The following is a 24,879-nucleotide window of genomic DNA, read 5'->3' as shown; positions in this document are numbered from 1 at the left end:
GGCGGTGTGCCGGCGGCTGCTGACGCTGCCGGCGTGAAGGGTGTCCGGCGCGCGTGCGGCCGAAAGGGACGCGGGACCGCGTCTTCACCAAAGCGGTGCTTCGTTACACCGCCGTCTCCATGACGCAAGACGCATGCCTGCCTGCGCCGGCCCTCGTGTCCTATGCTCGTGTGTCTGTCCAACGCCTCGCGATGAATTCCCTTCTTGTTGTCCTGCCGGACGAAGCCGTCGACCCGCAACTGCCCGAGGGCTTGCGCGCGATCCTTGCACAGGCCGGGCTCGTGCTGATCGGCTGCGTCGGCCATGGCGACATGGGGCGCCAGGTCCGCGCGTTGGCGCCGCAGCATGTACTGATCCATTGGTCCGCGCCGATGCCCGCGCTGCTCGAGACACTGCAGGCCTGGTCCGGTGCACCGCCGTGCGCGCTGAGCCTGGCCAGCGCGCCGCTCGATGGCGCGCTGCATGAGGCATTGGTGACACTCGGCGTGCAGGCCTGGACAGCGATCGACACCCTCGATGCCGATGCGCTGCGTGCGCTGCTCGCGCGGGCAGCGGCGCGGTGGCAGCGCGAGGCCGTGCTGCGCACCGAACTCGGCGCGATGCGCACCCGTCTGGACGAACGCAAGTGGATCGATCGCGCCAAGGGCCTGCTGATGGCTGCGCGCGGCATCGGGGAAGACGAGGCCTTCGGCCTGCTTCGCGGCGCCGCGATGCATGCCAACCTGCGCCTGGGCGAGGTCTCGCGCTCGGTGGTCGAGGCCACGCAATGGGCCGATGCGGTCAACCGCGCCGGCCAGTTGCGCATGCTCTCGCAGCGCCTGGCGCGGCTGGCCGCGCAATCGGTGGCCGGCATCGATGCGCGGCGCAGCAGGGCGCTGCGCGCCGAATCGGCCGAGCGGGTGCAGGCCAACCTCGATCATCTCGGAACGCTCGCGCTCGACGCGGCCGGCACGCGCGCGCTGGCCGATGCGCGGCAGGCCTGGCAAGCGCTGGCGACGGCGCTCGCGGCCCGCATGGCGCCGTCCGCGCTGGTTGGGATCGACGCCGGCGCCGAAGCCTTGCTGGTCGCGGCCGAGGCCTTGACCGATGTGCTGGAGGCCTCCGGCGGGCGGCGCGCGCTGCGCATCGTCAACATCTGCGGCCGCCAGCGCATGCGCGTGCAACGGCTGGCCAAGGATGCGCTGCTGGCATCGATGGCCCCGGCGCATGGCGCGCGCGATCGGCTGGTGGCGACCATGGACGCGTTCGAGGCGGCGCTGCTCGAACTCGAGCGCGCGCCGCTGAGTTCGCCCGCGATCCGCGCCGAGCTGGCGGCGGCGCGCGACGAATGGCTGCTGCTGGTGCGCGGCGTGCACGGCGCCGACAGTGCCGAAGGGCGCGCCGCGCTGGTGCGCGCCAGCGATGCGCTGGTCGCGACCTTCGAGCAGCTCACGGCTTCGTACGAGCACAGCCTGCAGGTCATCATGTCCTGACTCCGTCGTGCGCGCGGCGTCGGGCGGTGCGCGTGCGGGCGTTCAGGCCGCGGCCTGCTCCACGTGCGCCTGGCGCGTGTAGAGAAAATCGATCACGGCCTTGCGGGCGCGAAGGTAGGCTGCATCCTCGGCCAGTTCGACGCGATCGCGCGGACGCGCAAGATCGACGCGCAGCACCTCGCCGATGGTGGCCGCCGGGCCGTTGGTCAGCATCACGATGCGGTCCGACAGCAGCACCGCTTCGTCGACGTCGTGCGTGACCATCACCACCGTGCTGCGCGTCTTGTGCACGATCGCCAGCAGTTCGTCCTGCAGCCGGGCGCGGGTCAGCGCGTCGAGCGCGCCGAAGGGCTCGTCCATCAGCAGCACCCGGGGCTCCATCGACAGCGCGCGCGCGATGCCGACGCGCTGCTTCATGCCGCCGGAGATTTCGCCGGGGCGTTTCTGCGCGGCCGGCGCGAGGCCGACCAGCGCCAGCGCGGCGTCGGTGCGCGCGCGCAGCTGCGCCTTGCTCTCGGTCGCCGCGAACACGCGCTCGACCGCGAGGTACACGTTCTCGAAGCAGCTGAGCCAGGGCAGCAGCGAATGGTTCTGGAACACCACGGCGCGCTCGGGGCCGGGGCCCTTGATCTCCCGGTTGGCGCACAGCAGCACGCCTCGGGTCGGCGTGCCGAGGCCGGCGATCAGGTTCAGCAGCGTCGACTTGCCGCAACCCGAGTGGCCGATCAGCGTGACGAACTCGCCCTTGGCCACATCGAGGTCGATGTCGCGCAAGGCGAGGAAGCTGCCCTTGGGCGTCCTGAAGCGCTGCTCGACGCCCTGGATCGCGATGTACTTGCCATCGTCGTTCATGCCTTCACCTCCTCGAACGTGAATGCGGTGGCGACCTTGATCAGCGCGAACTCGAGCACCAGCCCGACGATGCCGATGACGAAGATCGCGATGATGATGTGGGCGACGTTGAGGTTGTTCCACTCGTCCCAGACCCAGAAGCCGATGCCGACGCCGCCGGTCAGCATCTCGGCCGCGACGATCACCAGCCACGCGGTGCCGACGGCCAGCCGCACGCCGGTCAGCATGTAGGGCAGCACGGCGGGAAACAGGATGCGCGTGAGGACCTTCCATTCGGAAAGATTCAGCACGCGGGCGACGTTCATGTAGTCGCCGGGCACGCGCTGCACGCCGACGGCCGTGTTGATGATCATCGGCCAGATCGAGCAGATGAAGATGGTCCAGATGGCCGCCGGATTCGCGCCCTTGAAGACCAGCAGGCCGATCGGCAGCCAGGCCAGCGGCGAGACCGGCCGCAGCAGGCTGATGAGCGGATTGAACATGCGCCCGAGAAAGTCGAAGCGCCCGATCGCGAAGCCGGCCGGGATGCCGACCGCCGCCGCCAGGCCGAAGCCGAGCGCCACACGCCGCAATGACGAGAGCACGTTCCAGCCCACGCCCTGGTCGTTGGGTCCGTTGCTGTAGAACGGATCGCTGAACACGACCAGCGCTTCCTTCCAGGTCTGCAGCGGCGACGGAAAGCCGTTGCTGCTCTTCATCGCCACCAGCTCCCAGACCAGGACCAGCAGCGCGAAGCCGAGCAGCGGCGGCAGCACGCGCTGCCACAGCAGGTTGAAATCGCGCGGTGCGCGCGCCATGGTTGCGTTCGCGGCCTGCTGCGGCGCGGCGGACATCATCGGGCGCACCGGCGCGGCCGCGACCGGCCTGGGCTGGCCGGCATCGAGGGGCGGGGCATGGAAGACGGCACTGACCATGGCAGGCTCCTCAGGCATGGACCTTGAATGAATCGGCGTACTTCTTCGGGTCCTTGCCATCCCACACCACGCCGTCGAACAGCTTGCTGGTGCGCAGCGGATCCTTCGGCACGCCGACCTTCATCGCGCCGGCGACCTCCTTGTAGAGATCGATCTGGTTGATCTGCCGGGCCACCGCGAGGTAGTCCGGGTGCTCCTTCAGGATGCCCCAGCGCTTGTGCTGGGTCAGGAACCACATGCCGTCGGACAGGTATGGGAAGTTGACCGCGCCGTCGTCGAAGAACTTCATGTGGTTGGGGTCGTCCCAGGTCTTGCCCATGCCGTTGTCGTAGCGCCCGAGGATGCGCTGGTTGATCGCATCGACGCTGGTGTTGATGTAGGACTTCTCGGCCACCACGTCGGCCATCTTGTTCTTGTTCTGCAGGTTGGCGTCGATCCACTTGCCGGCCTCGAGGACGGCCATCATCACGGCGCGGCAGGTGTTCGGGTTGGCCTTGACGAACTCGGCGCGCGTGCCGAGCACCTTCTCGGGATGGTCCTTCCAGATGTCCTGCGTGGTGATCGCGGTGACGCCGATCCTGTCCATGATGGCGCGCTGGCCCCAGGGCTCGCCGACGCAGAAGCCGTCCATGTTGCCGACGCGCATGTTGGCCACCATCTGCGGCGGCGGCACGACGATCACCTTGGCGTCCTTCACCGGGCTGATGTCGGCCGTGGCCAGCCAGTAGTTGAGCCACATCGTGTGGGTGCTGGTCGGGAAGGTGCCGGCGAAGGTGTATTCGCGCTTGTCCTTCGCCATCACCCTGGCCAGCGACGGCGCATCGACCGCGCCCTTGTCGGCCAGCGCCTTCGAGAGCGTGATCGCCTGGCCGTTGCGGTTCAGGCCCATCAGCACCGCCATGTCCTTCTTCGGCCCGCCCACGCCCACGTGCACGCCGTAGACCAGGCCATAGAGCACATGCGACATGTCGAGTTCGCCGTTCACCAGCTTGTCGCGCACGCCGGCCCAGCTGGCCTCCTTGCTGGGCACGATCTTGACGCCGTACTTCCTGTCGAAGCCGAGCACCGAGGCCATCACGACGCTGGCGCAGTCGGTCAGCGGGATGAAGCCGATCTTCACCTCTTCCTTCTCGGGCTTGTCCGAGCCCTGGGCCCAGACGGCTGCGCGCAGCGCGGGGGCGAGGCCGGCGACGCCCGCGGCCGCAGCTTGCAGGACGCGGCGGCGGCTCAGTGCGGGTTTCAATGAATCGGTCATGGGGCGAACTCCGAAAAGGAAATGGACAAATCACGAAAGCGCAAAACGAAAAGGCGTCCTCATCACGCCGGGGCTCGCTCGATGACGAGCCCTTGCGGGATGGGGACGCCTTTGTCCGTTCGATGGGCCGCACCCGTCGTTGGATGCCGCCTGTCTGAAGACCTTCGTCGGTCTATGGCTCTCGGGATTGCAAGCTGCGTGCCAGCCGAAGCGCACGCTCGTGCACCATTTCAGTCATTCCAGGTATTCGGCCATTGAAAGTACGGACTCCGCCACTTCGACCAGCCGACGGCCCTGGTTCATCGCGGTCCGGCGCAGCATCTTGTGCGCCTCTTCCTCGCTCAGGCGGCGGTGCGCCATCAGCAGTCCCTTGGCGCGCTCGACCAGCTTGCGCTCGTTGAGGGCGGCGCGCACGGTGTCGAGCTCGTCGCTCATCGCCTGCAGCCGATGCGATTGCTCCTGCACGATCTCGAGGATCGAGCGTTCGAGCTGCCGCCCGTAGGCGGTCGTGTCCGCCGACGGCGGCGACGCGGCCGCATCGCCGAAGAACAGGTCGGCCGGCGCATCGGCGTCGCCCACCAGCCGGGCCAGCAGCGCCTCGTGCACCTGCAGGTCCGCGCGCGCCTGCGCGGTCTTCTGCGCACACAGCTGCCGCAGATCGGCAGCCAGGCGGTCTTCGACATCCTTCATCGCATCGATGCGGCGCGTCGAGCAGTCGAACCAGGCCTGGCTCAGCCCCGTGTCGAGCGCCACACCCGCGGGCGCCGCGCAGGCGATGCGGCGAAAGCGCTCCAGCTCGGCGAACTGCAGGGCAGGCCGGTCGCTGGGCCAGAGTTCGCCCGGGTGCGAAGCCGTGAACTCGGCGAAGACCTGGAAGCAACGCTCCTGCGATTCGATCAGGTGCAGCCAGTGCTGCTGCCGCGCGCTGTCGTTGTGGCCCGAGGCGAAAGCCGCGGCGCCGCAGGCGCGTTCCTGGCCCGCGAATTCCTTGCCTTGCATGAAGTTGAACATCGCGACCAGCAGGCGCGAGATCTCCGGCGAGGTCGCGCCGTCGGCCGCCTCGAACACGACCGCGAGGAGCCCGGCGATCAGCTTGACGAAAGCTGCGGTGGCCTGCGCGGCATCGATCTCCGTCGCACCGATGCGGCTGCGCAGCGCGGGCAGGGCGTCCAGGCCGGGCAGCACCCAGGCGATGCGGCTGAAGAGGCGGGCGCCGTTGCCGATGCGGCCGGCGTCCGTTTCGAGCCGATCGAAACCGGTGCGCACCGCCTGCTCCATCCGCACGCATTCGACGACTTGCGCACTGCGTTGGACCGCGAAGCCCTGGCCGCGCGAACCCAGCAGCAGGTTCGACAGCCCGCGCTCGCGTTGCAGCGCATGGACCAGCCGGCCGATGGTGCCGACCAGTTCGCTGGTGCGTGCGAGCTGCTCCAGCGCGTCGATCTCGCAGCGCAGTGCGGCCATCAGGAAATTCGGGCCGGATTTCGTCATCGGGCACTGCAGGGGCGCGGATCGCGGGTCCGGGAGGAGGGCATAGGGGCATGGAGCAACATTCGTGCCCCGAAAACGGGCGCCCCCTACACTCGCCGCATGCTCGTCCTGGGAATCGAATCGTCGTGCGACGAAACCGGCGTGGCCCTGGTGGAAGCCAATGCCAGCGGCCTGCCGCGTCTGGCCGCGCACGCGCTGCACAGCCAGATCGCCATGCACCGGGCCTATGGCGGCGTGGTGCCTGAACTGGCCAGCCGCGACCACATCCGCCGCGTGCTGCCGCTCGCGCAGGCGGTGTTCGACGAAGCCGGCCGAACGCTGGCCGAGGTCGACGTGGTCGCGTACACGCGCGGGCCGGGCCTGGCGGGCGCGCTGCTGGTGGGCGCCGGTGTGGCCTGCGCGCTGGGTGCTGCACTGGGCCGGCCGGTGCTCGGCGTGCACCACCTCGAAGGGCATCTGCTGTCGCCGTTCCTGAGCGCGGATCCGCCCGAATTTCCCTTCGTCGCACTGCTGGTGTCGGGCGGGCACACGCAACTGATGCGCGTCGATGGCGTGGGCCGCTACATGCTGCTCGGCGAAAGCATCGACGACGCGGCCGGCGAAGCCTTCGACAAGAGCGCGAAGCTGATGGGCCTGCCTTATCCCGGCGGCCCGTGGCTGGCCAAGCTGGCGGAGCAGGGCGACGCCACGGCGTTCAAGCTGCCGCGGCCGCTGCTGCACAGCGGCGACCTCGACTTTTCCTTCGCCGGCCTGAAGACGGCCGTGCTCACGCAGGCGAAGAAGCTCGGCAGCGAGCTCGAAGCCCGCAAGGCCGATCTCGCCGCATCGACGCAGGCCGCCATCGTGGAGATGTTACTGAAGAAGTCGCTGGCCGCGCTCGAAGAGACCGGCCTGGGACGGCTGGTGGTGGCTGGCGGCGTGGGTGCGAATCGCGCGCTGCGCGAGCAATTGAACACCGCCTGCGCGACACGCGGCGTGCGTGTGCACTACCCCGAGCTGCACCTGTGCACCGACAACGGCGCCATGATCGCCATGGCCGCGGCCATGCGCCTGCAGTCCGGTGTGGAGGCGGCAGCCGAGCGCTATGCCTTCGACGTCAAGCCGCGATGGCCGCTGGCGTCGCTGGCCGCTCCAGCGCTGGCCGCCTAGGCTGCGGCGCGATGTCCTTGCCGTGCGCGGGCAACGGCAGCACGTCCAGCACCTTGCGCCAGAGCCGCGACCATTGCGGCCAATCGTGGCCGCCTTCGGTGGTGAACACGCGGCCGGGCGGCAATGCGTCCGCCAGCAGGCGATGGTTGGCCGCGAAGCGATCGCTCAGGCCGAAGCCCAGGTAAAGCGGCGGCAGGCCCTTGGCGGGCTTGGGGGAGGCATATTGCTGCAGCCACGGCCAGAGCTTGCGGTCGACTTCCTCGTCCGGCGGCGGGCCCTCGGGCGCCTTCCAACTGCGCAGGCCGCCGGCCTTCTGGATCTCGGCGCCGATCGGGCGCCGGCCCAGGTAGGGCGCCAGCGCGACGATGCCGTCGACGGTGCCCGGCTTGGCGAGCTCATGGATCAATGCGCCGAAGCCGCCGATGGAAATGCCCACCAGCCAGATCGCCTTGTAGCCCAGCGCCCGCTGGGGCTGGATGACGTCCTGCTGCAGGCGCTCGATGAAGGTCTGGTCGTAGTAGTACGACACGTCGGCGTCGACGAGCAGCGCGTCGGCGGCCAGGTCGCGTTCCCGCACGGCGTTGACGAATCCTTCGCGCTCGAACTCTTCAGGCTTCAGGAATGCACCCGGCAGGAACACCAGGAGGGTTTCCGAGCGTGAACCGTCGTTTGCGAATTTCAAGTGCGTTTTCATGGCGCTTCGTCTTGTGCTCCTCACCCGCGGCTTTCGAGGCCCGGCAAGCGAACGCAGATTTTGAGTACAGCATTGAAAAAACCGCCACAAAACGTGACGTTATCCGCACTTATTGTCAGATCAAATGAAGTCGGGCCGGCAACAAAAAGTTACCGACCCGGATATTGTGGTTTTTTTGATTTGAAGGCGCAGACGGATCAGTTGATCGCAAGTTGCGCCGCGTTGCTGACCGGCACCCGTTTGCCCAGTTTCAGCGTCAGCACGCCGTTCTCGAGCTTGGCCTCGCTGGCGGCGACGTCGATGTCCTGCGGCAACTCGTAGGCGGCCTTGAACTGGCGCTTGGCGTCGGCCTTGCTGTCGATGCGCACGACGGCGCCTTCGATGCCGACCGTCAGGTCTTCGCGCGAGAGGCCCGGCACGTCGAGCGCGAGGGTCCAGGTCTTTTCATCCTGCTCGACATTGAGCGCCTGGCGTGCGGTGGCGGTGGAGAAGGCATCGTTCACGAAACGCTCGAAGCTGCGGTCGTAGGTGCGCGGAACGAAGCGGGAGGTGCGAATGGCGGGTGCGAAAAACATGGTGAAGACTCCTGAATGAACACAACGAGAGGGACAAGGAATGTGTGTCCCGTACACTGCGCGGCGTTTCAACCTGAGTGCCGCTTGCCACTTCATCTAGGCATGGCGGCGCGCGTTTCAAGACAATGAACTCCAGCTTTATTTGGCGCCGAAGGGCCTTGAAAATCGGCGCCCTGGCGCTATGCGCACCGGCGATCGCGCAGGTGCATGCCCAGTCCGCGGCGCCCATCCGGCTGGCGCTGATCGAGAGCATGAGCGGGCCCTTCGCCAACACCGGGGAGGCCGTCTTCCGCAACATCCTGTGGGCTGTCGAACGCGTGAATGCGCGCGGCGGCGTCAAGCTGCCCGGCGGCGCCCGGCCGCTGCAACTGGACCGTTACGACAGCAAGGGGCAGAACGAGGAAGCGCTCTCGGCCTTGCGCGCCGCGATGGACGACGGCGCGCGCGTCGTGCTGCAGGGCAACTCGTCGGCCACCGCCGCCGCGCTGCTCGATGCCATCGACAAGAACAACGAGCGCGACCTGTCGCGGCGCGTGCTGTTCCTCAACTATGCGGCGGTCGATCCGATCCTCACCAACGAGCGCTGCAGCTTCTGGCACTTTCGCTTCGACGCGCATGCCGACATGCGCATGGCGGCGCTGATGGACGTGGTGAAGGGCGATGCGGCGCTCAAGCGCGTCTACCTGATCGGCCAGGACTACAGCTTCGGCCAGGCCGTGCTGCGCGAGGCGCGGCGCGAACTCGGCGTGCTGCGACCCGACGTGCAGATCGTCGGCGACGAACTGCATCCGATGGGCCGCGTGAAGGACTTCGCGCCCTACGCGAGCAAGATCCTCGCGAGCGGCGCGCAGGCGGTGATTACCGGCAACTGGGGCAACGACCTCACGCTGCTCGTCAAGGCGGCGCGCGAGGCCGGCTTCAACGGCACCTTCTATACCTTCTACGGCAATGCGCTCGGCGCGCCGGCGGCGATCGGCGACGCCGGCATCGGCCGCGTGCTGGCCGTCGCCGACTGGCTGCCCAACGTGCCGACGCCCGAATCCGAAGCGTTCTATCGCGCGTTCCGTGAACGCTTCCCGAAGCCCGCCGACGACTATGTCCACATGCGCATGCGGCTGATGGTCGAGGCGCTGGTGCAGGCGATGGAGCGCGCGGGCAGCGTCGACACCGTGGCCGTGGCGCGTGCGCTCGAACAGGCCGACGTCACCGTCGCGGGACAGCGTGGCCGCATGCGGGCCGCGGACCATCAGTTCCAGCAGCCGCTGGTGGTCGGCGTGATGGACAGGCAGGGCGCGCCCGGCGTGAAGTTCGACGTCGAAGGGTCCGGCTACGGCTTTCGCGTCGTGAAGACGCTCACCGCCGAGCAGGCCGAGATGCCGACCACCTGCAAGATGCAAAGACCTTGATGGCCGGAAGGAACCGATCCGATGCGTGAAGCGATTCACAACCTCGAAGCCTCCAAGATCCGTGAGGTCGCCAATGCCGGCCTGGGGCGCAGCGACGTGCTGGCCTTCTGGTTCGGCGAGAGCGATGAAGTGACGCCCGAGGTGATTCGTCAGGCGGCGATCGAGTCGCTGCAGCGCGGCGAGACTTTCTATGCCCACAACCTCGGCCTGCCCGAACTGCGCGAGGCGATCGCGGCGTACATGAGCGCGCATCACCCGGTGGTCGATGCATCGCGCATCGCGGTCACTTCGGGGGGCGTCAGCGCGTTGATGCTCGCCGCGCAGGCGCTGATCGACGCCGGCGACGAGGTGGTTGCGGTCACGCCCGTATGGCCGAACCTGATCGCGCAGCCCGCGATCCTCGGTGCGCGCGTGCGCTGCGTGCCGCTGGTGCCGGGGGATGGGCGCTGGACGCTCGATCTCGAGGCCCTGCTTTCCGCGATCGGCCCCGCGACCCAGCTGCTGATCGTCAATGCGCCCAACAACCCGACCGGCTGGACGCTCACGCGCGACGAGCAGCAAGCGATCCTCGCGCACTGCCGCCGCACGGGCACGTGGATCCTGGCCGACGAGGTCTACGAGCGGTTGTACTTCGAGTCGACCGCCAACGGATGCGCGCCGAGCTTCCTCGATGTCGCCGCAGCCGATGACCGGCTTGTCGTCGCGCACAGCTTCTCCAAGAGCTTCCTGATGACCGGCTGGCGGCTCGGCTGGCTGGTGCTGCCGCCGGCGCTGGTCGACGCCATGGGCAAGCTGATCGAATACAACACCTCGTGCGCAAGCGTGTTCACCCAGCGCGCCGGCGTCGCCGCGCTCGCCCACAGCGAGGACATCACGCCGCGCGTCGTCGCGCACCTCAAGGCCTGCCGCGACACTCTGGTGCCGCTGCTGGCCGACATGCCCCGTATCCGCGTGCAGCCGCCCCGCGGCGGCATGTACGCGTTCTTCGAGCTCGAAGGCTTCGGCGATTCGCTGGCGGTCGCCAAGCGCCTGGTCGCCGAGGCCGGCCTCGGCCTCGCCCCCGGCAATGCCTTCGCGCCCGAGGCGCAGGGCTGGCTGCGCTGGTGCTTTGCATCGAAAGACCCTGAGCGCCTGGTGCAAGGCGTCGACCGCCTCAAACGCTGGTTACTTGCGCACTAGAGAGGCGGGCCATCCTTCGAGCTATAATTCCAAGGCTTTGCATCCGCCAAGCGCACGGTGCGTGCAGTTCCAGCGCACACCGCAAGTCAAATATCCCGGAACAAGGAAAAACCAATGATCGCAGCCTCCATCAAGGCCGAAGTTGTCAAGGACAACGCCCGAGCCGCCAACGATACCGGCAGTCCCGAAGTGCAAGTCGCACTGCTGACCGCCCGCATCAACGAACTCACCCCGCATTTCAAGACGCACGCCAAGGACCACCACGGTCGTCGCGGCCTGCTGCGCATGGTGAGCCGCCGTCGCAAGCTGCTGGACTACCTGAAGTCCAAGGACGCCGACCGCTACACCGCGCTGATCGCCAAGCTGGGTCTGCGCAAGTAAGCCGAATCGCATGCAAGAACGCCTGGGTTAGTCCGCTAGCTCAGGCGTTTTTTACTTCGCGAATCGTTTCCGGAGTGCCAGACAGAGCGAAGCTGTGTCATTCCATCGAAGTTCGAACCGAGCTTCTCTGGAATGGCATCGTGTTCTGGAAAGCGCTTCAGCCCCCGCGGGGCCTGTGATCCGCACAGGTTGGCCGCCATCCAAAACAGGAGCTAAACATGAGCCTCTTCAACAAAGTCACCAAGTCGTTCCAATGGGGCGACAAGACCGTCGTGCTGGAAACCGGCGAGATCGCCCGCCAGGCCAGTGGCGCCGTGGTCGTGGACATCGAAGGAACCGTGGTGCTGGCCACCGTGGTCGCCTCCAAGACCGCCAAGCCCGGCCAGGACTTCTTTCCGCTGACCGTCGACTACATCGAGAAGACCTATGCCGCGGGCAAGATCCCCGGCAGCTTCTTCAAGCGCGAAGCCAAGCCCAGCGAGCATGAGACGCTGACCTCGCGCCTGATCGACCGCCCGATCCGCCCGCTCTTTCCCGAAGGCTTCCTGAACGAAGTGCACGTGGTCATCCACACGCTGTCGCTCAACCCCGAGGTCGATGCCGACATCGCCGCCATGATCGGCGTGAGCGCCGCGCTGTCGGTCTCCGGCATTCCCTTCAGCGGCCCGATCGGCGCCGCGCGCGTGGGCTACATCAACGGCCAGTACGTGCTGAACCCCGGCCAGACCGCGCGCAAGGATTCGCAGATGGATCTCGTGGTCGCCGGCACCGAAGCCGCCGTGCTGATGGTCGAGTCCGAAGCCCTGCAACTGAGCGAAGAGATCATGCTCGGCGGCGTGGTGTTCGGCCATGAGCAGGCCAACATCGCGATCAATGCGATCCACGAACTCGTGCGCGATGCCGGCAAGCCGGTCTGGGACTGGAAGGCGCCGGCCGAAGACGAAGCCTTCGTCGCCAAGGTCAAGGGCCTGGCCGAAGAGAAGCTGCGCGCGGTCTACCAGATCCGCAGCAAGCAGGCCCGCACGCAAGCGCTGCGCGAAGCCAACGCCGGCGTGATGGCCGCGCTCAAGGAAAGCGGCGAGCCCTTCGACGCCGGCAAGGTCAACGACCTGCTGTTCGCGATCGAGTCGAAGATCGTCCGCGGCCAGATCCTGGCCGGCGAGCCGCGCATCGACGGTCGCGACACGCGCACCGTGCGTCCGATCGAGATCCGCAATAGCGTGCTGCCGCGCACCCACGGCTCGGCGCTCTTCACGCGCGGCGAAACCCAGGCGCTGGTCGTGACCACGCTCGGCACCGAACGCGACGCGCAGCGCATCGACGCGCTGATGGGCGAATACGAAGACCGCTTCCTGTTCCACTACAACATGCCTCCCTTCGCCACCGGCGAAGTGGGCCGCATGGGCTCGACCAAGCGCCGCGAAGTCGGCCATGGCCGCCTGGCCAAGCGCGCGCTCGTGGCATGCCTGCCGAGCAAGGACGAGTTTCCCTACACCATCCGCGTCGTGTCCGAGATCACCGAGTCGAACGGTTCCTCGTCGATGGCTTCGGTCTGCGGCGGCTGTCTCTCCATGATGGACGCCGGCGTGCCGATGAAGGCGCACGTGGCCGGCATCGCGATGGGTCTGATCAAGGAAGACAACCGCTTCGCGGTGCTGACCGACATCCTGGGCGACGAGGATCACCTGGGCGACATGGACTTCAAGGTGGCCGGCACGACCAACGGCATCACCGCGCTGCAGATGGACATCAAGATCCAGGGCATCACCAAGGAAATCATGCAGGTCGCGCTGGCGCAGGCCAAGGAAGCGCGCATGCATATCCTCGGCAAGATGCAGGAAGCGATGGGCGAGGCGAAGGCCGAGGTCTCGAGCTTCGCGCCGCGCCTGTTCACGATGAAGATCAACCCCGAGAAGATCCGCGACGTGATCGGCAAGGGCGGCTCGGTGATCCGCGCGCTGACCGAGGAAACCGGCACGCAGATCAACATCGACGAGGACGGCACCATCACCATCGCCTCGACCGATCCCGAGAAGGCCGAGATGGCCAAGAAGCGCATCGAGCAGATCACGGCGGAAGTCGAGATCGGCAAGGTCTACGAAGGCCCGGTCACCAAGATCCTCGACTTCGGCGCGCTGATCAACCTGCTGCCCGGCAAGGACGGTCTGCTGCACATCAGCCAGATCGCGCACGAACGTGTCGAGAAGGTGACCGACTACCTGAGCGAAGGCCAGATCGTCAAGGTCAAGGTGCTCGAGACCGACGAGAAGGGCCGCGTCAAGCTGTCGATGAAGGCATTGACCGAGCGTCCGGCCGGCATGGAGTTCAACGACCGTCCGCCGCGCGAAGACCGCGAGCGTCGCGAGCGTTCCGACCGTGGTGATCGCGGCGGCGACCGTGGCGACCGTGGCGATCGTCCGCCGCGTCCCGAGCGCGCACCGCGCTTCGAGAACAACAACGAGCGCGGCGGTGAACAACAGGCCGAGCAGGTGGTTGAGCAACAGCCGTTGCCGCAGGACGCCCATCGCGGCGAGCATCAATCCTGATGAGGTGCGCGCGGCGGCTGCAACGCCGCCGCGCGTCGTGGAACCAGCGATTTCCGCCCGCCGGGCGCTGCCAGGAAAAACCATGAAAGCCATTGAAATCACATCGTTCGGTGCCCCCGAGGTGCTGCGCGTGGTGGAACGTCCTGCGCCGGTCGCGGGCGCGGGCGAATTGCTGATCCGCGTGGCCGCGAGCGGCGTGAACCGGCCCGACGTGCTGCAGCGCACCGGCAACTATCCGGTGCCGCCGGGCGCTTCCGACCTGCCGGGCCTCGAGGTGGCCGGCGAGATCGTGTCGGGCGACGCGAAGGCAATGGCCGATGCTGGATTCAAGATCGGCGACCACGTGTGCGCGCTGGTCGCCGGCGGCGGCTATGCCGAGCTGTGCGCGGCGCCCGTCGCGCAATGCCTGCCGGTGCCCAAGGGATGGAGCGATGCCGATGCGGCCACGCTGCCCGAGACCTTCTTCACCGTCTGGAGCAACGTGTTCGAACGCGGCCGCCTGCAGAAGGGCGAGACGCTGCTGATCCAGGGCGGCTCGAGCGGTATCGGCGTGACGGCGATCCAGCTCGGCAAGGCGCTCGGCGCCACCGTGATCGTCACCGCGGGCAGCGACGACAAGTGCGAAGCCTGCCGCAAGCTCGGTGCCGACCATGCGATCAACTACAAGACCGCGGATTTCGTCGCGGAGGCCAAGCGCCTCACCGGCGGCAAGGGTGTAGACGTCGTGCTCGACATGGTCGCCGGCAGCTACGTCGCGCGCGAGATCGAATGCCTGGCCGAAGACGGTCGCCTCGTGATCATCGCGGTGCAGGGCGGCGTCAAGAGCGAGTTCAACGCCGGCATGGTGCTGCGCAAGCGGCTCACGGTCACCGGCTCGACCTTGCGTCCGCGGCCGATCGCCTTCAAGGGCTCGATCGCCAAGGCGTTGCGCGAGAAGGTCTGGCCGCTGCTCGAAAGCGGCGCGGTCAAGCCCGTGGTCCACAGCAGCTTCGCTGCCGGCGGCGAGCCGAGCGGCGCCGCGCAGGCGCACGCGTTGATGGAATCGAATCAGCACATCGGCAAGATCGTGCTGACCTGGTGAAGAGATGGCATGACGAAGAAGAAGCTGATCGCCGGAAACTGGAAGATGAACGGCAGCCTCGGCGCCAACGAGGCGCTGGTGAAGGCCCTGCTGCAGGGCATCGGCACGCCCGCCTGCGAGGTCGCGGTGTGCGTTCCAGCGCCGTACCTGGCGCAGGTGCAGGCGCTGGTCGCGCGCTCGCCGATCGCGCTTGGCGCGCAGGACCTGTCGGCCCAGCCGCAAGGCGCGTTCACGGGCGAGCAATCGGCTGCGATGCTGAAGGACTTCGGCGTGCGCTATGCGATCGTCGGCCATTCGGAGCGCCGCCAGTACCACGGCGAGACGGACGAGGCGGTGGCTGCCAAGACCGCCGCTGCGCTCGCCAACGGCATCACGCCGATCGTCTGCGTCGGCGAAACGCTGGCACAGCGCGAAGCGGGGCAGACCGAGGACGTCGTCAAGCGGCAACTCGCGGCGGTGATCCATGTCAACGGCCATTGCATCAGCGAAGTCGTCGTTGCCTACGAGCCCGTGTGGGCCATCGGCACCGGCAAGACCGCGACACCCGACGAGGCGCAGGCGGTGCATGCCTTGCTGCGCGCACAGCTGCACCATGCCGCGAGCGAACACGCCGCCGGCATCCGGATTCTCTATGGCGGCAGCATGAACGCCGCCAATGCGGCCGAGCTGCTGGCGCAGGCCGATATCGACGGCGGCCTGATCGGCGGCGCATCGCTGAAGGCGCCCGATTTTCTGCAGATCATTGCCGCGGCGCGCTGATGCGGGCGCGACGGCCAATCAATTAGGAGTTAGAACGAATGAACGTGGTCCTCAATATCCTGGTGGGCGTGCAGATGCTCACCGCGCTCGCGATGATCGGCCTGATCCTGATCCAGCACGGCAAGGGCGCCGACATGGGCGCGGCCTTCGGCAGCGGCAGTGCGGGCAGTCTCTTCGGTGCCAGCGGCAGCGCCAACTTTCTTTCGCGCACGACGGCGGTGCTCGCTGCGGTCTTCTTCGCCTGCACGCTGATGCTGGCCTACTTCGGTCATGCGCAGCCTTCGGGCGGCGGCAGCCTGCTCGAACGCGCGGCCATCGCCGCACCGCCGCCGGCACCCGCGGCCTCGAATGCGGCAGGGCAGATCCCTGCGGGCAGCGAACCTGCCGCGCAGGCCGCGAGCGCCGCGGCGTCGGCGCCGGCTGCACCTGCTTCGGGCGCTGGCCAGATCCCGAGCAAGTGATCCGCGCGTGATCGATGCGGCCGTCGAGTGAAAACGACCGCATTTCAGGGTAAACTCTAAAGCTGTCCGGAAAGCCAAAACCTCAACGGGTTCCTCATGCCATTCGGACAGCAAAAAACCGCGGTCGTGGTGAAATTGGTAGACACGCTATCTTGAGGGGGTAGTGGCGAAAGCTGTGCGAGTTCGAGTCTCGCCGACCGCACCAAATCTCACCGGCAGGAATGAACGCTTCCTGCCGGTGGCAAGCGGTGATAGAACCTCCCGATGAACCTCGATTCCTACCTCCCCGTCCTGCTGTTCATCCTGGTCGGTGTCGGTGTAGGCGTCGCGCCTCAGGTTCTCGGTTACATCCTCGGGCCCAACCGCCCCGACGCCCAGAAAAACGCGCCCTACGAATGCGGCTTCGAAGCCTTCGAGGATGCGCGCATGAAGTTCGATGTGCGCTACTACCTGGTCGCCATCCTCTTCATTCTTTTCGATCTCGAGATCGCCTTTCTCTTTCCGTGGGCGATCGCGCTCAAGCAGATCGGCGCCGTCGGCTTCTGGGCCATGATGATCTTTCTCGCCATCCTCGTCGTGGGCTTCGTCTACGAGTGGAAAAAAGGCGCCCTCGACTGGGAATGACAAGGAATCCGCGAAATGGCCATTGAAGGCGTCATGAAGGAAGGCTTCGTCACCACCACCTACGACTCGGTGGTGAACTGGGCCAAGACCGGATCACTGTGGCCGATGACCTTCGGCCTCGCATGCTGTGCCGTGGAAATGATGCACGCCGGCGCCGCGCGCTACGACATCGACCGCTTCGGCATGCTGTTCCGCCCGAGTCCGCGCCAGTCCGATCTGATGATCGTGGCGGGCACGCTGTGCAACAAGATGGCGCCCGCGCTGCGCAAGGTCTACGACCAGATGCCCGAGCCGCGCTGGGTGCTGTCGATGGGCTCGTGCGCCAACGGCGGCGGCTACTACCACTACAGCTATTCGGTCGTGCGCGGCTGCGACCGCATCGTGCCGGTCGACGTCTACGTGCCGGGCTGCCCGCCGACCGCCGAGGCGCTGCTGTACGGAATCATCCAGCTGCAGCAGAAGATCCGACGCACCAACACGATCGCGCGTGCCTGAACCAAGCGAGAGACGATGACCGACTTTGCCATTGCTCCCGAGGCACTGAAGACCCAGATCACCGAAACGCTCGGCGCCAAAGCCAGGAGCGTCACCCTGCGCCTCGGCGAGGTGACGGTGGTGGTCGGCGCGGCCGACTACATCGAGGCCGCGACTCTGCTGCGCGATGCGCCGGGCTGCCGCTTCGAGCAGCTGATCGATCTCTGCGGCCTCGACTATTCCGACTACCGCGAAGGCACCTGGGAAGGCGAGCGCTTCTGCGTCGTCACGCACCTGCTGTCGGTCAGCCTCAACCAGCGCGTGCGCCTCAAGGTGTTCGTGCCCAACGAAGATCTGCCGGTGATCGATTCGCTGACCGGCATCTGGAACGCCGCAGGCTGGTTCGAGCGCGAAGCCTTCGACCTCTACGGCATCGTGTTCGAGGGTCATGACGACCTGCGCCGCATCCTCACGGATTACGGCTTCATCGGCCATCCGTTCCGCAAGGACTTCCCCGTTTCCGGGCATGTCGAGATGCGCTACGACGCGGACCAGAAGCGCGTGATCTATCAGCCGGTGTCGATCGAGCCGCGCGAGATCACGCCGCGCGTGATCCGCGAAGACAACTACGGCGGATTGCACTGACATGGCGGAAATCAAGAACTACACGCTGAACTTCGGTCCCCAGCATCCGGCAGCGCACGGCGTGCTGCGCCTGGTGCTCGAACTGGACGGCGAAGTGATCCAGCGCGCCGACCCGCACATCGGCCTCTTGCATCGCGCGACCGAAAAGCTCGCCGAAACGCGCACGTACATTCAGTCGCTGCCCTACATGGACCGGCTCGACTACGTCTCGATGATGAGCAACGAGCACGCGTACTGCCTCGCCATCGAGCGCCTGATGGGCCTCGAGGTGCCGGAGCGTGCGCAGTACATCCGCGTCATGTTCGCCGAGATCACGCGCTTGCTGAACCACCTGCTGTGGCTCGGTGCGCACGGCCTGGACTGCGGTGCGATGAACATGCTCATCTACTGCTTCCGCGAGCGCGAGGACCTGTTCGACATGTACGAGGCCGTGTCCGGCGCGCGCATGCATGCGGCCTATTTCCGTCCGGGCGGCGTCTACCGCGACCTGCCGGACGCGATGCCGCAGTACAAGGTCAGCAAGATCAAGAACGCGAAGGCGATCGAGCGCCTCAACCAGAACCGCCAGGGCTCGCTGCTCGATTTCATCGACGACTTCTGCCGGCGATTTCCGAAGATGGTCGACGAGTACGAGACGCTGCTCACCGACAACCGCATCTGGAAGCAGCGCACGGTCGGCATCGGCGTCGTCACGCCGGAGCGCGCGCTCAACCTCGGCTTCACCGGCCCGATGCTGCGCGGCTCGGGCGTCGAATGGGACTTGCGCAAGAAGCAGCCCTACGACGTCTACGACCGCATGGACTTCGACATCGCCGTCGGCAAGACCGGCGACTGCTACGACCGCTACCTCGTGCGCGTCGAAGAGATGCGCCAGGCCAACCGGATCATCCAGCAGTGCTCGGCCTGGCTGCGCAAGAATGCGGGCCCGGTGATCACTGACAACCACAAGGTCGCGGCACCGGCGCGCGAATCGATGAAGGCCAACATGGAGGAGCTGATCCACCATTTCAAGCTCTTCACCGAAGGCTTCCACGTGCCCGAAGGCGAGGCCTACGCCGCGGTCGAGCATCCCAAGGGCGAGTTCGGCATCTACCTCGTGAGCGACGGCGCCAACAAGCCCTACCGGCTGAAGATCCGTGCGCCGGGCTTTCCGCACCTCGCCGCGCTCGACGAGATGTCGCGCGGCCACATGATCGCCGACGCCGTCGCCGTGATCGGCACCATGGACATCGTGTTCGGCGAAATCGACAGGTGAACGCGCCAATGACCTCTGCCACTTCCCACGACACACCCACCGGCGCCTCGGCGCCGCTGTCGGCGGCGACGCTCGATCTCTTCGCGCGCGAAGTCGCCAAGTACCCGCCGGCAGGCAAGCAGTCGGCCGTGATGGCCTGCCTGACCATCGTCCAGAAGGACGAAGGCTTCGTGAGCATGCAGCGCGAGCGCGAGATCGCCGCCTACCTCGGCATCGCGCCGATCGCCGTGCACGAGGTCACGACCTTCTACAACATGTACAACCAGCGGCCGGTGGGCAAGTACAAGCTCAACGTCTGCACCAACCTGCCATGCCAGTTGCGCGACGGCGCGGTGGCGCTCGTGCATTGCGAGAAGAAGCTCGGCATCCGCATGGGCGAGACCACGCCCGACGGCATGTTCACACTGCAGCAGAGCGAATGCCTGGGCGCCTGCGCCGATTCGCCGGTGATGCTGGTCAACGACCGCACCATGTGCAGCTTCATGAGCAACGAGAAGATCGACCAGATGATCGACGGCCTGCGCAACGCGGCGACGGAGGGCGCGCCATGACGACCTCCGAGCAAGTGCTCTCGCAGTTCCAGGCCACCGGCGTCCAGACCTGCTTCCACGACCGCCACATCACGCCGCAGATCTATGCCGGCCTGAACGGCACCAACTGGCGCCTGGCCGACTACGAGGCGCGCGGCGGCTACCAGGCGCTGCGCAAGATCCTCGCCGAAGGGCTGACGCCCGACCAGGTGATCGCCGAAGTCAAGGCTTCGGGCCTGCGCGGCCGCGGCGGCGCGGGCTTCCCGACCGGCCTCAAGTGGAGCTTCATGCCGCGCCAGTTCCCGGGACAGAAGTACCTGGTCTGCAATTCGGACGAGGGCGAGCCCGGCACCTGCAAGGACCGCGACCTGCTGCAGTACAACCCGCACATCGTGATCGAGGGCATGGCCATCGCCGCCTATGCGATGGGCATCAGCGTCGGCTACAACTACATCCACGGCGAGATCTTCACGACCTACGAGCGTTTCGAGGAAGCGCTCGAAGAGGCCCGTGCCGCCGGCTATCTCGGCGACGGCATCCTGGGCAGCAGCTTCAACTTCCAGCTGCACGCGACGCACGGCTTCGGCGCCTACATCTGCGGCGAGGAGACCGCGCTGCTCGAATCGCTCGAAGGCAAGAAGGGCCAGCCGCGCTTCAAGCCGCCGTTCCCCGCCAGCTTCGGCCTCTACGGCAAGCCGACGACGATCAACAACACCGAGACCTTCGCGGCCGTGCCGTGGATCATCGTCAACGGCGGCCCGGCGTACCTCGAATGCGGCAAGCCGAACAACGGCGGCACCAAGATCTTCTCGGTCAGCGGCGACGTCGAGCTGCCCGGCAACTACGAGATCCCGATGGGCACGCCGTTCTCCAAGCTGCTCGAACTCGCGGGCGGCGTGCGCCGTGGCCGACAGCTCAAGGCCGTGATTCCCGGCGGCTCCTCGGCGCCGGTGCTGCCGGCGTCGATCATGATGGACTGCACGATGGACTACGACGCCATTGCCAAGGCCGGCTCGATGCTCGGCTCGGGCGCGGTGATCGTGATGGACGACAGCCGCTCGATGGTCGAATCGCTCAAGCGGCTTTCGTATTTCTACATGCATGAGTCCTGCGGCCAATGCACGCCCTGCCGCGAAGGCACGGGCTGGCTCTGGCGCGTGGTGGACCGCATCCACAACGGGCAGGGCAAGGCCTCCGACATGGACCTGCTCAACTCGGTGGCCGACAACATCCAGGGCCGCACGATCTGCGCGCTCGGCGATGCCGCCGCAATGCCGGTGCGGGCCATGATCAAGCACTTCCGCCACGAGTTCGAGGCGCTGATTCCAGGCTACGTCCCCAAGACGACGGCCAAGGCCTGAGCAAGACACACATATGGTTGAAATCGAACTCGACGGCAAGAAGGTCGACATCGTCGAAGGCAGCATGATCATGCATGCGGCCGACAAGGCGGGCACCTACATTCCGCACTTCTGCTATCACAAGAAGCTCAGCATCGCGGCCAATTGCCGCATGTGCCTGGTCGATGTCGAGAAGGCGCCCAAGCCGATGCCGGCCTGCGCCACGCCGGTCACGCAGGGCATGATCGTTCGCACCAAGAGCGACAAGGCCATCAAGGCCCAGCAGTCGGTCATGGAGTTCCTGCTGATCAACCATCCGCTCGATTGCCCGATCTGCGATCAGGGCGGCGAATGCCAGCTGCAGGATCTGGCGGTGGGCTACGGCGGTTCGTCCTCGCGCTACGAGGAAGAAAAGCGCGTCGTGTTCCACAAGGACGTCGGCCCGCTCATCAGCATGGAAGAGATGAGCCGCTGCATCCATTGCACGCGCTGCGTGCGCTTCGGCCAGGAAGTGGCCGGCGTGATGGAGCTCGGCATGTCGCACCGTGGCGAGCATTCCGAGATCGAGACCTTCCTCGGCGATTCGGTCGACTCCGAACTCTCCGGCAACATGATCGACATCTGTCCGGTCGGCGCGCTCACCAGCAAGCCCTTCCGCTACAGCGCCCGCACCTGGGAGCTGTCGCGCCGCAAGTCGATCAGCCCGCACGATTCGACCGGTGCCAACCTGATCGTCCAGGTCAAGAACAACAAGGTCATGCGCGTCGTTCCTCTCGAGAACGAGGACGTGAACGAATGCTGGATCGCCGACCGCGACCGCTTCTCGTACGAAGCGTTGAACAGCCCCGAGCGCCTGACGCAGCCGATGCTCAAGCAGGGTGGCCAGTGGCAGCAGGTCGACTGGCAGACCGCGCTCGAATACGTGGCCAACGGCCTGAAGCAGATCAAGGCCGACCACGGTGCGCAAAGCATCGGCACGCTGGCGAGCCCGCACAGCACGCTCGAAGAGCTGCACCTGGCCAAGCTGCTGATGCACGGCCTGGGCAGCGGCAACATCGACCACCGTCTGCGCAACGCCGATTTCTCCGCGTCCGAGGGCGTGCGCTGGCTTGGCACCTCGATCGCTTCGCTGTCGCAGCTGCAACGCGTGCTCGTGGTCGGCAGCAACCTGCGCAAGGACCATCCGCTGTTCGCGCAGCGCATCCGCCAGGCGGTGCGCAGGGGCGGCGTGCTGAGCGCAGTGACCTCGCCCGAACTGTTCGCCGATGCCGATGCCTGGGCGATGCCCGTGGCGAACGCCGTGCGCGTGCCGGCGCATGACTGGTTCGATGCGCTGGCCGAGATCGCCGGCGCGATCGCCGAAAGCATGGGCGCCGCGGCGCCGGTGAGCCGCACGGCCGCCGCCGGCGACGCCGCGAAGGCGCTGGCCGCTTCGCTGCTCGGCGGCGAACGCAAGGCGATCCTGCTCGGCAACGCGGCCGCGCACCATGCCGAGGCCGGCAGCCTGCTCGCGCTGGCCCAGTGGATCGGCGCGCAGACCGGCGCCAGCGTCGGCTATCTCACCGAGGCCGCGAACACGGTCGGCGCGCAGCTCGTCGGCGCCTTGCCGAAGGAGGGCGGCCTGCACGCAGGCGCCATGCTCGGCGGCGCGCTCAAGGCGGTGCTACTGCTCAACAACGAGCCGGTGTTCGATTCGGCCGCGGGCGTCTCCGCGGTCGATGCGCTCGCACACGCCCAGATGGTCGTGACGCTGAGCCCCTTCAAGGCCAACCTCGAATTCAGCGACGTGCTGCTGCCGATCGCGCCGTTCACCGAGACGCCCGGCACCTTCGTCAATGCCGAAGGCCGTGCGCAGAGCTTCCATGCGGTCGTCAAGCCGCTGGGCGAAGCGCGTCCGGCGTGGAAGGTGCTGCGCGTGCTGGCCAATCTGCTGGGTCTTTCCGGCTTCTCCTTCGAATCGACGGCCGATGTGCTGGCCGATGCCGGCTTCGCCGCGCCGGGGCCGGTGCCGGCCGATCGGCTGAACAATGCCACGACGGCCGCGATCGCCGGCGGCGGCGCTTCGCATGCGGCGCCTGCGGTCGCCGGCATCTACCAGCTCGATTCGATCGTCCGCCGCGCCACCTCGCTGCAGCTGACGGCCGATGCGCGCCACGCGCATGCCGCCAGGCAGGAGGTGTCGGCATGATCGACGCGATCTACGGCTTCGGCCTCGGGCTGGCCCATGCCGGCTGGTGGACCGGCTTCTGGTGGCCGATCATCTGGACGCTGATCAAGATCGTGGTCGTGGTGATCCCGCTGATGTTGGCCGTGGCCTACCTGACGCTGTGGGAACGCAAGGCGATCGGCTTCACGCAGATCCGCATCGGCCCCAACCGCATTGGGCCGCTGGGCCTGCTGCAGCCCATCGCCGATGCACTCAAGCTGCTGACCAAGGAAATCATCCTGCCGACGGTCGCCAACAAAGGGCTGTTCCTGCTCGGGCCGATCATGACCATCATGCCGGCGCTGGCCGCGTGGGTGGTCATTCCGTTCGGGCCCGACGTCGCACTGGCCAACATCAATGCCGGGCTGCTGTTCGTCATGGCCATCACCTCGCTCGAGGTCTACGGCGTAATCATCGCGGGCTGGGCCTCCAACTCCAAGTACGCCTTCCTCGGCGCGCTGCGCGCCTCGGCGCAGATGGTCAGCTACGAGATCGCGATGGGCTTCTGCTTCGTCGTCGTGCTGATGGTGTCGGCCAGCCTCAACATGAGCGACATCGTGGCGGGGCAGGGCAGGGGCCACTTCGCGGCCATGGGCGTCGGCTTCCTGTCGTGGAACTGGCTGTCGCTGCTGCCGATCTTCTTCGTCTACTTCATCTCCGGCCTGGCCGAGACCAACCGCCACCCCTTCGACGTGGTGGAAGGCGAATCGGAAATCGTCGCGGGCCACATGATCGAGTACTCGGGCATGAGCTTCGCCATGTTCTTCCTGGCCGAGTACGCCAACATGTGGCTGGTCTCGATCCTGACCGTCATCCTGTTCCTCGGCGGCTGGCTGCCGCCCTTCGAATTCCTCAGCTTCATTCCGGGCTGGATCTGGCTGGGCATCAAGACCTTCTGCGTGGTCACCATGTTCCTCTGGGTCCGCTCGACCTTCCCGCGCTTTCGCTATGACCAGATCATGCGGCTGGGCTGGAAGATCTTCATTCCGGTCACGCTCGTGTGGCTGGTGGTGGTCGGCGCCTGGATGCAGACCCCGTTCAACATCTGGAATTGACTGGAATCGCCATGTCTGCGCACACCGCCACGTCGAGCGCGCCCTCGTTCTCGCTCAAGGACTTTCTGTCCAGCTTCATGCTGTTCGAATTGTTCAAGGGCCTGGCCCTCACCGGCAAGTACGCGTTCAGCCGCAAGATCACCGTGCAGTTCCCTGAGGAAAAGACGCCGCTGTCGCCGCGCTTTCGCGGCCTGCACGCGCTGCGCCGCTACGAGAACGGCGAGGAGCGCTGCATCGCCTGCAAGCTGTGCGAAGCCGTGTGCCCGGCGCTGGCGATCACCATCGAATCCGACGTGCGCGACGACGGCTCGCGCCGCACCACGCGCTACGACATCGACCTGACCAAGTGCATCTTCTGCGGCTTCTGCGAGGAAAGTTGCCCGGTCGACTCGATCGTCGAGACCCACATCTTCGAATACCACGGCGAGAAGCGCGGCGACCTGTACTTCACCAAGGACATGCTGCTGGCCGTCGGTGACCGCTACGAAAAAGAGATCGCCGCCAACAAGGCAGCGGACGCCAAGTACCGCTAAGA

General features: G+C 66.7%; 24 protein-coding genes and 1 tRNA gene. 19 read left to right on the top strand and 6 right to left on the bottom strand.

Features of this window, described 5'->3' with window-relative positions; translation table 11 throughout:
• The first annotated feature begins 191 nt into the window (after window positions 1–191).
• Window positions 192–1,472, top strand: coding sequence for an ANTAR domain-containing protein (locus WDLP6_RS16355; RefSeq protein ID WP_162593190.1), 1,281 nt, complete (start codon window positions 192–194; stop codon window positions 1,470–1,472).
• A gap of 42 nt (window positions 1,473–1,514) precedes the next feature.
• Here the strand turns inward: WDLP6_RS16355 and WDLP6_RS16350 are convergent, their stop codons facing one another.
• From WDLP6_RS16350 to WDLP6_RS16335, 4 genes are all read right to left on the bottom strand, one after another.
• Window positions 1,515–2,324 carry an ABC transporter ATP-binding protein gene (locus WDLP6_RS16350; protein WP_162593189.1) on the bottom strand — a complete coding sequence of 270 codons (810 nt, stop codon included), beginning with the start codon at window positions 2,322–2,324 and terminating at the stop codon, window positions 1,515–1,517.
• Complete coding sequence (ntrB, locus tag WDLP6_RS16345; RefSeq protein ID WP_162593188.1) at window positions 2,321–3,238, bottom strand: nitrate ABC transporter permease; 918 nt, start codon at window positions 3,236–3,238, stop codon at window positions 2,321–2,323. The genes WDLP6_RS16350 and ntrB overlap by 4 nt, the downstream gene beginning before the upstream one ends.
• A 10-nt stretch (window positions 3,239–3,248) precedes the next feature.
• Entirely contained in the window at window positions 3,249–4,493 is a 1,245-nt protein-coding gene (locus WDLP6_RS16340) for a CmpA/NrtA family ABC transporter substrate-binding protein (protein WP_162593187.1), read from the bottom strand.
• A gap of 234 nt (window positions 4,494–4,727) precedes the next feature.
• Window positions 4,728–5,984: a nitrate regulatory protein gene (locus WDLP6_RS16335; RefSeq protein ID WP_162593186.1), complete on the bottom strand. Its 1,257-nt coding sequence runs from the start codon at window positions 5,982–5,984 to the stop codon at window positions 4,728–4,730.
• Window positions 5,985–6,083: 99 nt separating this feature from the next.
• On the opposite strand from WDLP6_RS16335, the gene tsaD reads away from it, so the two are divergent.
• Window positions 6,084–7,133, top strand: coding sequence for a tRNA (adenosine(37)-N6)-threonylcarbamoyltransferase complex transferase subunit TsaD (gene tsaD, locus WDLP6_RS16330; protein ID WP_162593185.1), 1,050 nt, complete (start codon window positions 6,084–6,086; stop codon window positions 7,131–7,133).
• Here the strand turns inward: tsaD and WDLP6_RS16325 are convergent.
• Window positions 7,081–7,815, bottom strand: a complete 735-nt coding sequence (locus WDLP6_RS16325; protein WP_232077084.1) for an esterase family protein — start codon at window positions 7,813–7,815, stop codon at window positions 7,081–7,083. The two genes, tsaD and WDLP6_RS16325, sit on opposite strands and share 53 nt — an antisense overlap.
• 209 nt (window positions 7,816–8,024) lie before the next feature.
• Complete coding sequence (locus WDLP6_RS16320) at window positions 8,025–8,402, bottom strand: Hsp20/alpha crystallin family protein (RefSeq protein ID WP_162593184.1); 378 nt, start codon at window positions 8,400–8,402, stop codon at window positions 8,025–8,027.
• A 125-nt stretch (window positions 8,403–8,527) separates the two neighbouring features.
• Here WDLP6_RS16320 and WDLP6_RS16315 point away from each other — a divergent pair, with 125 nt between their 5' ends.
• From WDLP6_RS16315 to nuoI, 17 genes are all read left to right on the top strand, one after another.
• Window positions 8,528–9,808, top strand: a complete 1,281-nt coding sequence (locus WDLP6_RS16315) for a branched-chain amino acid ABC transporter substrate-binding protein (RefSeq protein ID WP_162593183.1) — start codon at window positions 8,528–8,530, stop codon at window positions 9,806–9,808.
• A 21-nt stretch (window positions 9,809–9,829) separates the two neighbouring features.
• A complete protein-coding gene (locus WDLP6_RS16310) occupies window positions 9,830–10,987 on the top strand; it encodes a pyridoxal phosphate-dependent aminotransferase (protein ID WP_162593182.1) in 1,158 nt (385 codons plus the stop codon).
• Between the two features lie 114 nt (window positions 10,988–11,101).
• Window positions 11,102–11,368: a 30S ribosomal protein S15 gene (gene rpsO / locus WDLP6_RS16305; protein ID WP_007837783.1), complete on the top strand. Its 267-nt coding sequence runs from the start codon at window positions 11,102–11,104 to the stop codon at window positions 11,366–11,368.
• 218 nt (window positions 11,369–11,586) lie between these two features.
• The gene (gene pnp / locus WDLP6_RS16300) at window positions 11,587–13,914 is read left to right on the top strand and encodes a polyribonucleotide nucleotidyltransferase (protein WP_162593181.1); all 2,328 of its coding nucleotides are present in this window, start codon (window positions 11,587–11,589) and stop codon (window positions 13,912–13,914) included.
• 82 nt (window positions 13,915–13,996) lie between these two features.
• Complete coding sequence (locus WDLP6_RS16295; RefSeq protein ID WP_162593180.1) at window positions 13,997–14,995, top strand: NAD(P)H-quinone oxidoreductase; 999 nt, start codon at window positions 13,997–13,999, stop codon at window positions 14,993–14,995.
• 9 nt (window positions 14,996–15,004) lie between these two features.
• Window positions 15,005–15,754, top strand: coding sequence for a triose-phosphate isomerase (gene tpiA, locus WDLP6_RS16290; RefSeq protein WP_162593179.1), 750 nt, complete (start codon window positions 15,005–15,007; stop codon window positions 15,752–15,754).
• Window positions 15,755–15,792: 38 nt separating this feature from the next.
• Entirely contained in the window at window positions 15,793–16,215 is a 423-nt protein-coding gene (gene secG / locus WDLP6_RS16285; protein ID WP_162593178.1) for a preprotein translocase subunit SecG, read from the top strand.
• Between the two features lie 120 nt (window positions 16,216–16,335).
• Window positions 16,336–16,420: transfer RNA gene (locus tag WDLP6_RS16280), tRNA-Leu, on the top strand.
• 59 nt (window positions 16,421–16,479) lie between these two features.
• Complete coding sequence (locus tag WDLP6_RS16275; protein ID WP_162568157.1) at window positions 16,480–16,839, top strand: NADH-quinone oxidoreductase subunit A; 360 nt, start codon at window positions 16,480–16,482, stop codon at window positions 16,837–16,839.
• 15 nt (window positions 16,840–16,854) lie between these two features.
• Window positions 16,855–17,334 (top strand): NuoB/complex I 20 kDa subunit family protein, encoded by a 480-nt coding sequence (locus WDLP6_RS16270; RefSeq protein WP_021008163.1) that lies wholly within the window; start codon window positions 16,855–16,857, stop codon window positions 17,332–17,334.
• A 15-nt stretch (window positions 17,335–17,349) separates the two neighbouring features.
• Window positions 17,350–17,958 (top strand): NADH-quinone oxidoreductase subunit C, encoded by a 609-nt coding sequence (locus WDLP6_RS16265; RefSeq protein WP_162568156.1) that lies wholly within the window; start codon window positions 17,350–17,352, stop codon window positions 17,956–17,958.
• Between the two features lies 1 nt (window position 17,959).
• Entirely contained in the window at window positions 17,960–19,213 is a 1,254-nt protein-coding gene (locus WDLP6_RS16260) for an NADH-quinone oxidoreductase subunit D (protein ID WP_162593177.1), read from the top strand.
• An 8-nt stretch (window positions 19,214–19,221) separates the two neighbouring features.
• Window positions 19,222–19,764, top strand: coding sequence for an NADH-quinone oxidoreductase subunit NuoE family protein (locus WDLP6_RS16255; protein ID WP_162568154.1), 543 nt, complete (start codon window positions 19,222–19,224; stop codon window positions 19,762–19,764).
• Window positions 19,761–21,104 (top strand): NADH-quinone oxidoreductase subunit NuoF, encoded by a 1,344-nt coding sequence (gene nuoF / locus WDLP6_RS16250; RefSeq protein WP_162593176.1) that lies wholly within the window; start codon window positions 19,761–19,763, stop codon window positions 21,102–21,104. The genes WDLP6_RS16255 and nuoF overlap by 4 nt, the downstream gene beginning before the upstream one ends.
• A 13-nt stretch (window positions 21,105–21,117) precedes the next feature.
• The gene (gene nuoG / locus WDLP6_RS16245; RefSeq protein ID WP_162593175.1) at window positions 21,118–23,271 is read left to right on the top strand and encodes an NADH-quinone oxidoreductase subunit NuoG; all 2,154 of its coding nucleotides are present in this window, start codon (window positions 21,118–21,120) and stop codon (window positions 23,269–23,271) included.
• Window positions 23,268–24,344: an NADH-quinone oxidoreductase subunit NuoH gene (gene nuoH / locus WDLP6_RS16240; RefSeq protein ID WP_162568151.1), complete on the top strand. Its 1,077-nt coding sequence runs from the start codon at window positions 23,268–23,270 to the stop codon at window positions 24,342–24,344. The genes nuoG and nuoH overlap by 4 nt, the downstream gene beginning before the upstream one ends.
• Window positions 24,345–24,355: 11 nt before the next feature.
• Window positions 24,356–24,877, top strand: a complete 522-nt coding sequence (gene nuoI / locus WDLP6_RS16235; RefSeq protein WP_162568150.1) for an NADH-quinone oxidoreductase subunit NuoI — start codon at window positions 24,356–24,358, stop codon at window positions 24,875–24,877.
• Window positions 24,878–24,879 lie beyond the last annotated feature (2 nt).

The sequence above is a fragment of the Variovorax sp. PBL-E5 genome, assembly GCF_901827185.1.
Lineage (GTDB): Bacteria > Pseudomonadota > Gammaproteobacteria > Burkholderiales > Burkholderiaceae_C > Variovorax.
The sequence above is the reverse complement of the archived record's forward strand: the minus strand, read 5'-3'. Positions and strand labels throughout refer to the sequence as shown.

Coding starts and splice junctions, on each gene's coding strand:
- WDLP6_RS16355 (WP_162593190.1), top strand. CDS start 192: ATGAATTCCCTTCTTGTTGTCCTGCCGGACGAAGCCGTCGACCCGCAA.
- WDLP6_RS16350 (WP_162593189.1), bottom strand. CDS start 2,324: ATGAACGACGATGGCAAGTACATCGCGATCCAGGGCGTCGAGCAGCGC.
- ntrB (WP_162593188.1), bottom strand. CDS start 3,238: ATGGTCAGTGCCGTCTTCCATGCCCCGCCCCTCGATGCCGGCCAGCCC.
- WDLP6_RS16340 (WP_162593187.1), bottom strand. CDS start 4,493: ATGACCGATTCATTGAAACCCGCACTGAGCCGCCGCCGCGTCCTGCAA.
- WDLP6_RS16335 (WP_162593186.1), bottom strand. CDS start 5,984: ATGACGAAATCCGGCCCGAATTTCCTGATGGCCGCACTGCGCTGCGAG.
- tsaD (WP_162593185.1), top strand. CDS start 6,084: ATGCTCGTCCTGGGAATCGAATCGTCGTGCGACGAAACCGGCGTGGCC.
- WDLP6_RS16320 (WP_162593184.1), bottom strand. CDS start 8,402: ATGTTTTTCGCACCCGCCATTCGCACCTCCCGCTTCGTTCCGCGCACC.
- WDLP6_RS16315 (WP_162593183.1), top strand. CDS start 8,528: ATGAACTCCAGCTTTATTTGGCGCCGAAGGGCCTTGAAAATCGGCGCC.
- WDLP6_RS16310 (WP_162593182.1), top strand. CDS start 9,830: ATGCGTGAAGCGATTCACAACCTCGAAGCCTCCAAGATCCGTGAGGTC.
- rpsO (WP_007837783.1), top strand. CDS start 11,102: ATGATCGCAGCCTCCATCAAGGCCGAAGTTGTCAAGGACAACGCCCGA.
- pnp (WP_162593181.1), top strand. CDS start 11,587: ATGAGCCTCTTCAACAAAGTCACCAAGTCGTTCCAATGGGGCGACAAG.
- WDLP6_RS16295 (WP_162593180.1), top strand. CDS start 13,997: ATGAAAGCCATTGAAATCACATCGTTCGGTGCCCCCGAGGTGCTGCGC.
- tpiA (WP_162593179.1), top strand. CDS start 15,005: ATGACGAAGAAGAAGCTGATCGCCGGAAACTGGAAGATGAACGGCAGC.
- secG (WP_162593178.1), top strand. CDS start 15,793: ATGAACGTGGTCCTCAATATCCTGGTGGGCGTGCAGATGCTCACCGCG.
- WDLP6_RS16275 (WP_162568157.1), top strand. CDS start 16,480: ATGAACCTCGATTCCTACCTCCCCGTCCTGCTGTTCATCCTGGTCGGT.
- WDLP6_RS16270 (WP_021008163.1), top strand. CDS start 16,855: ATGGCCATTGAAGGCGTCATGAAGGAAGGCTTCGTCACCACCACCTAC.
- WDLP6_RS16265 (WP_162568156.1), top strand. CDS start 17,350: ATGACCGACTTTGCCATTGCTCCCGAGGCACTGAAGACCCAGATCACC.
- WDLP6_RS16260 (WP_162593177.1), top strand. CDS start 17,960: ATGGCGGAAATCAAGAACTACACGCTGAACTTCGGTCCCCAGCATCCG.
- WDLP6_RS16255 (WP_162568154.1), top strand. CDS start 19,222: ATGACCTCTGCCACTTCCCACGACACACCCACCGGCGCCTCGGCGCCG.
- nuoF (WP_162593176.1), top strand. CDS start 19,761: ATGACGACCTCCGAGCAAGTGCTCTCGCAGTTCCAGGCCACCGGCGTC.
- nuoG (WP_162593175.1), top strand. CDS start 21,118: ATGGTTGAAATCGAACTCGACGGCAAGAAGGTCGACATCGTCGAAGGC.
- nuoH (WP_162568151.1), top strand. CDS start 23,268: ATGATCGACGCGATCTACGGCTTCGGCCTCGGGCTGGCCCATGCCGGC.
- nuoI (WP_162568150.1), top strand. CDS start 24,356: ATGTCTGCGCACACCGCCACGTCGAGCGCGCCCTCGTTCTCGCTCAAG.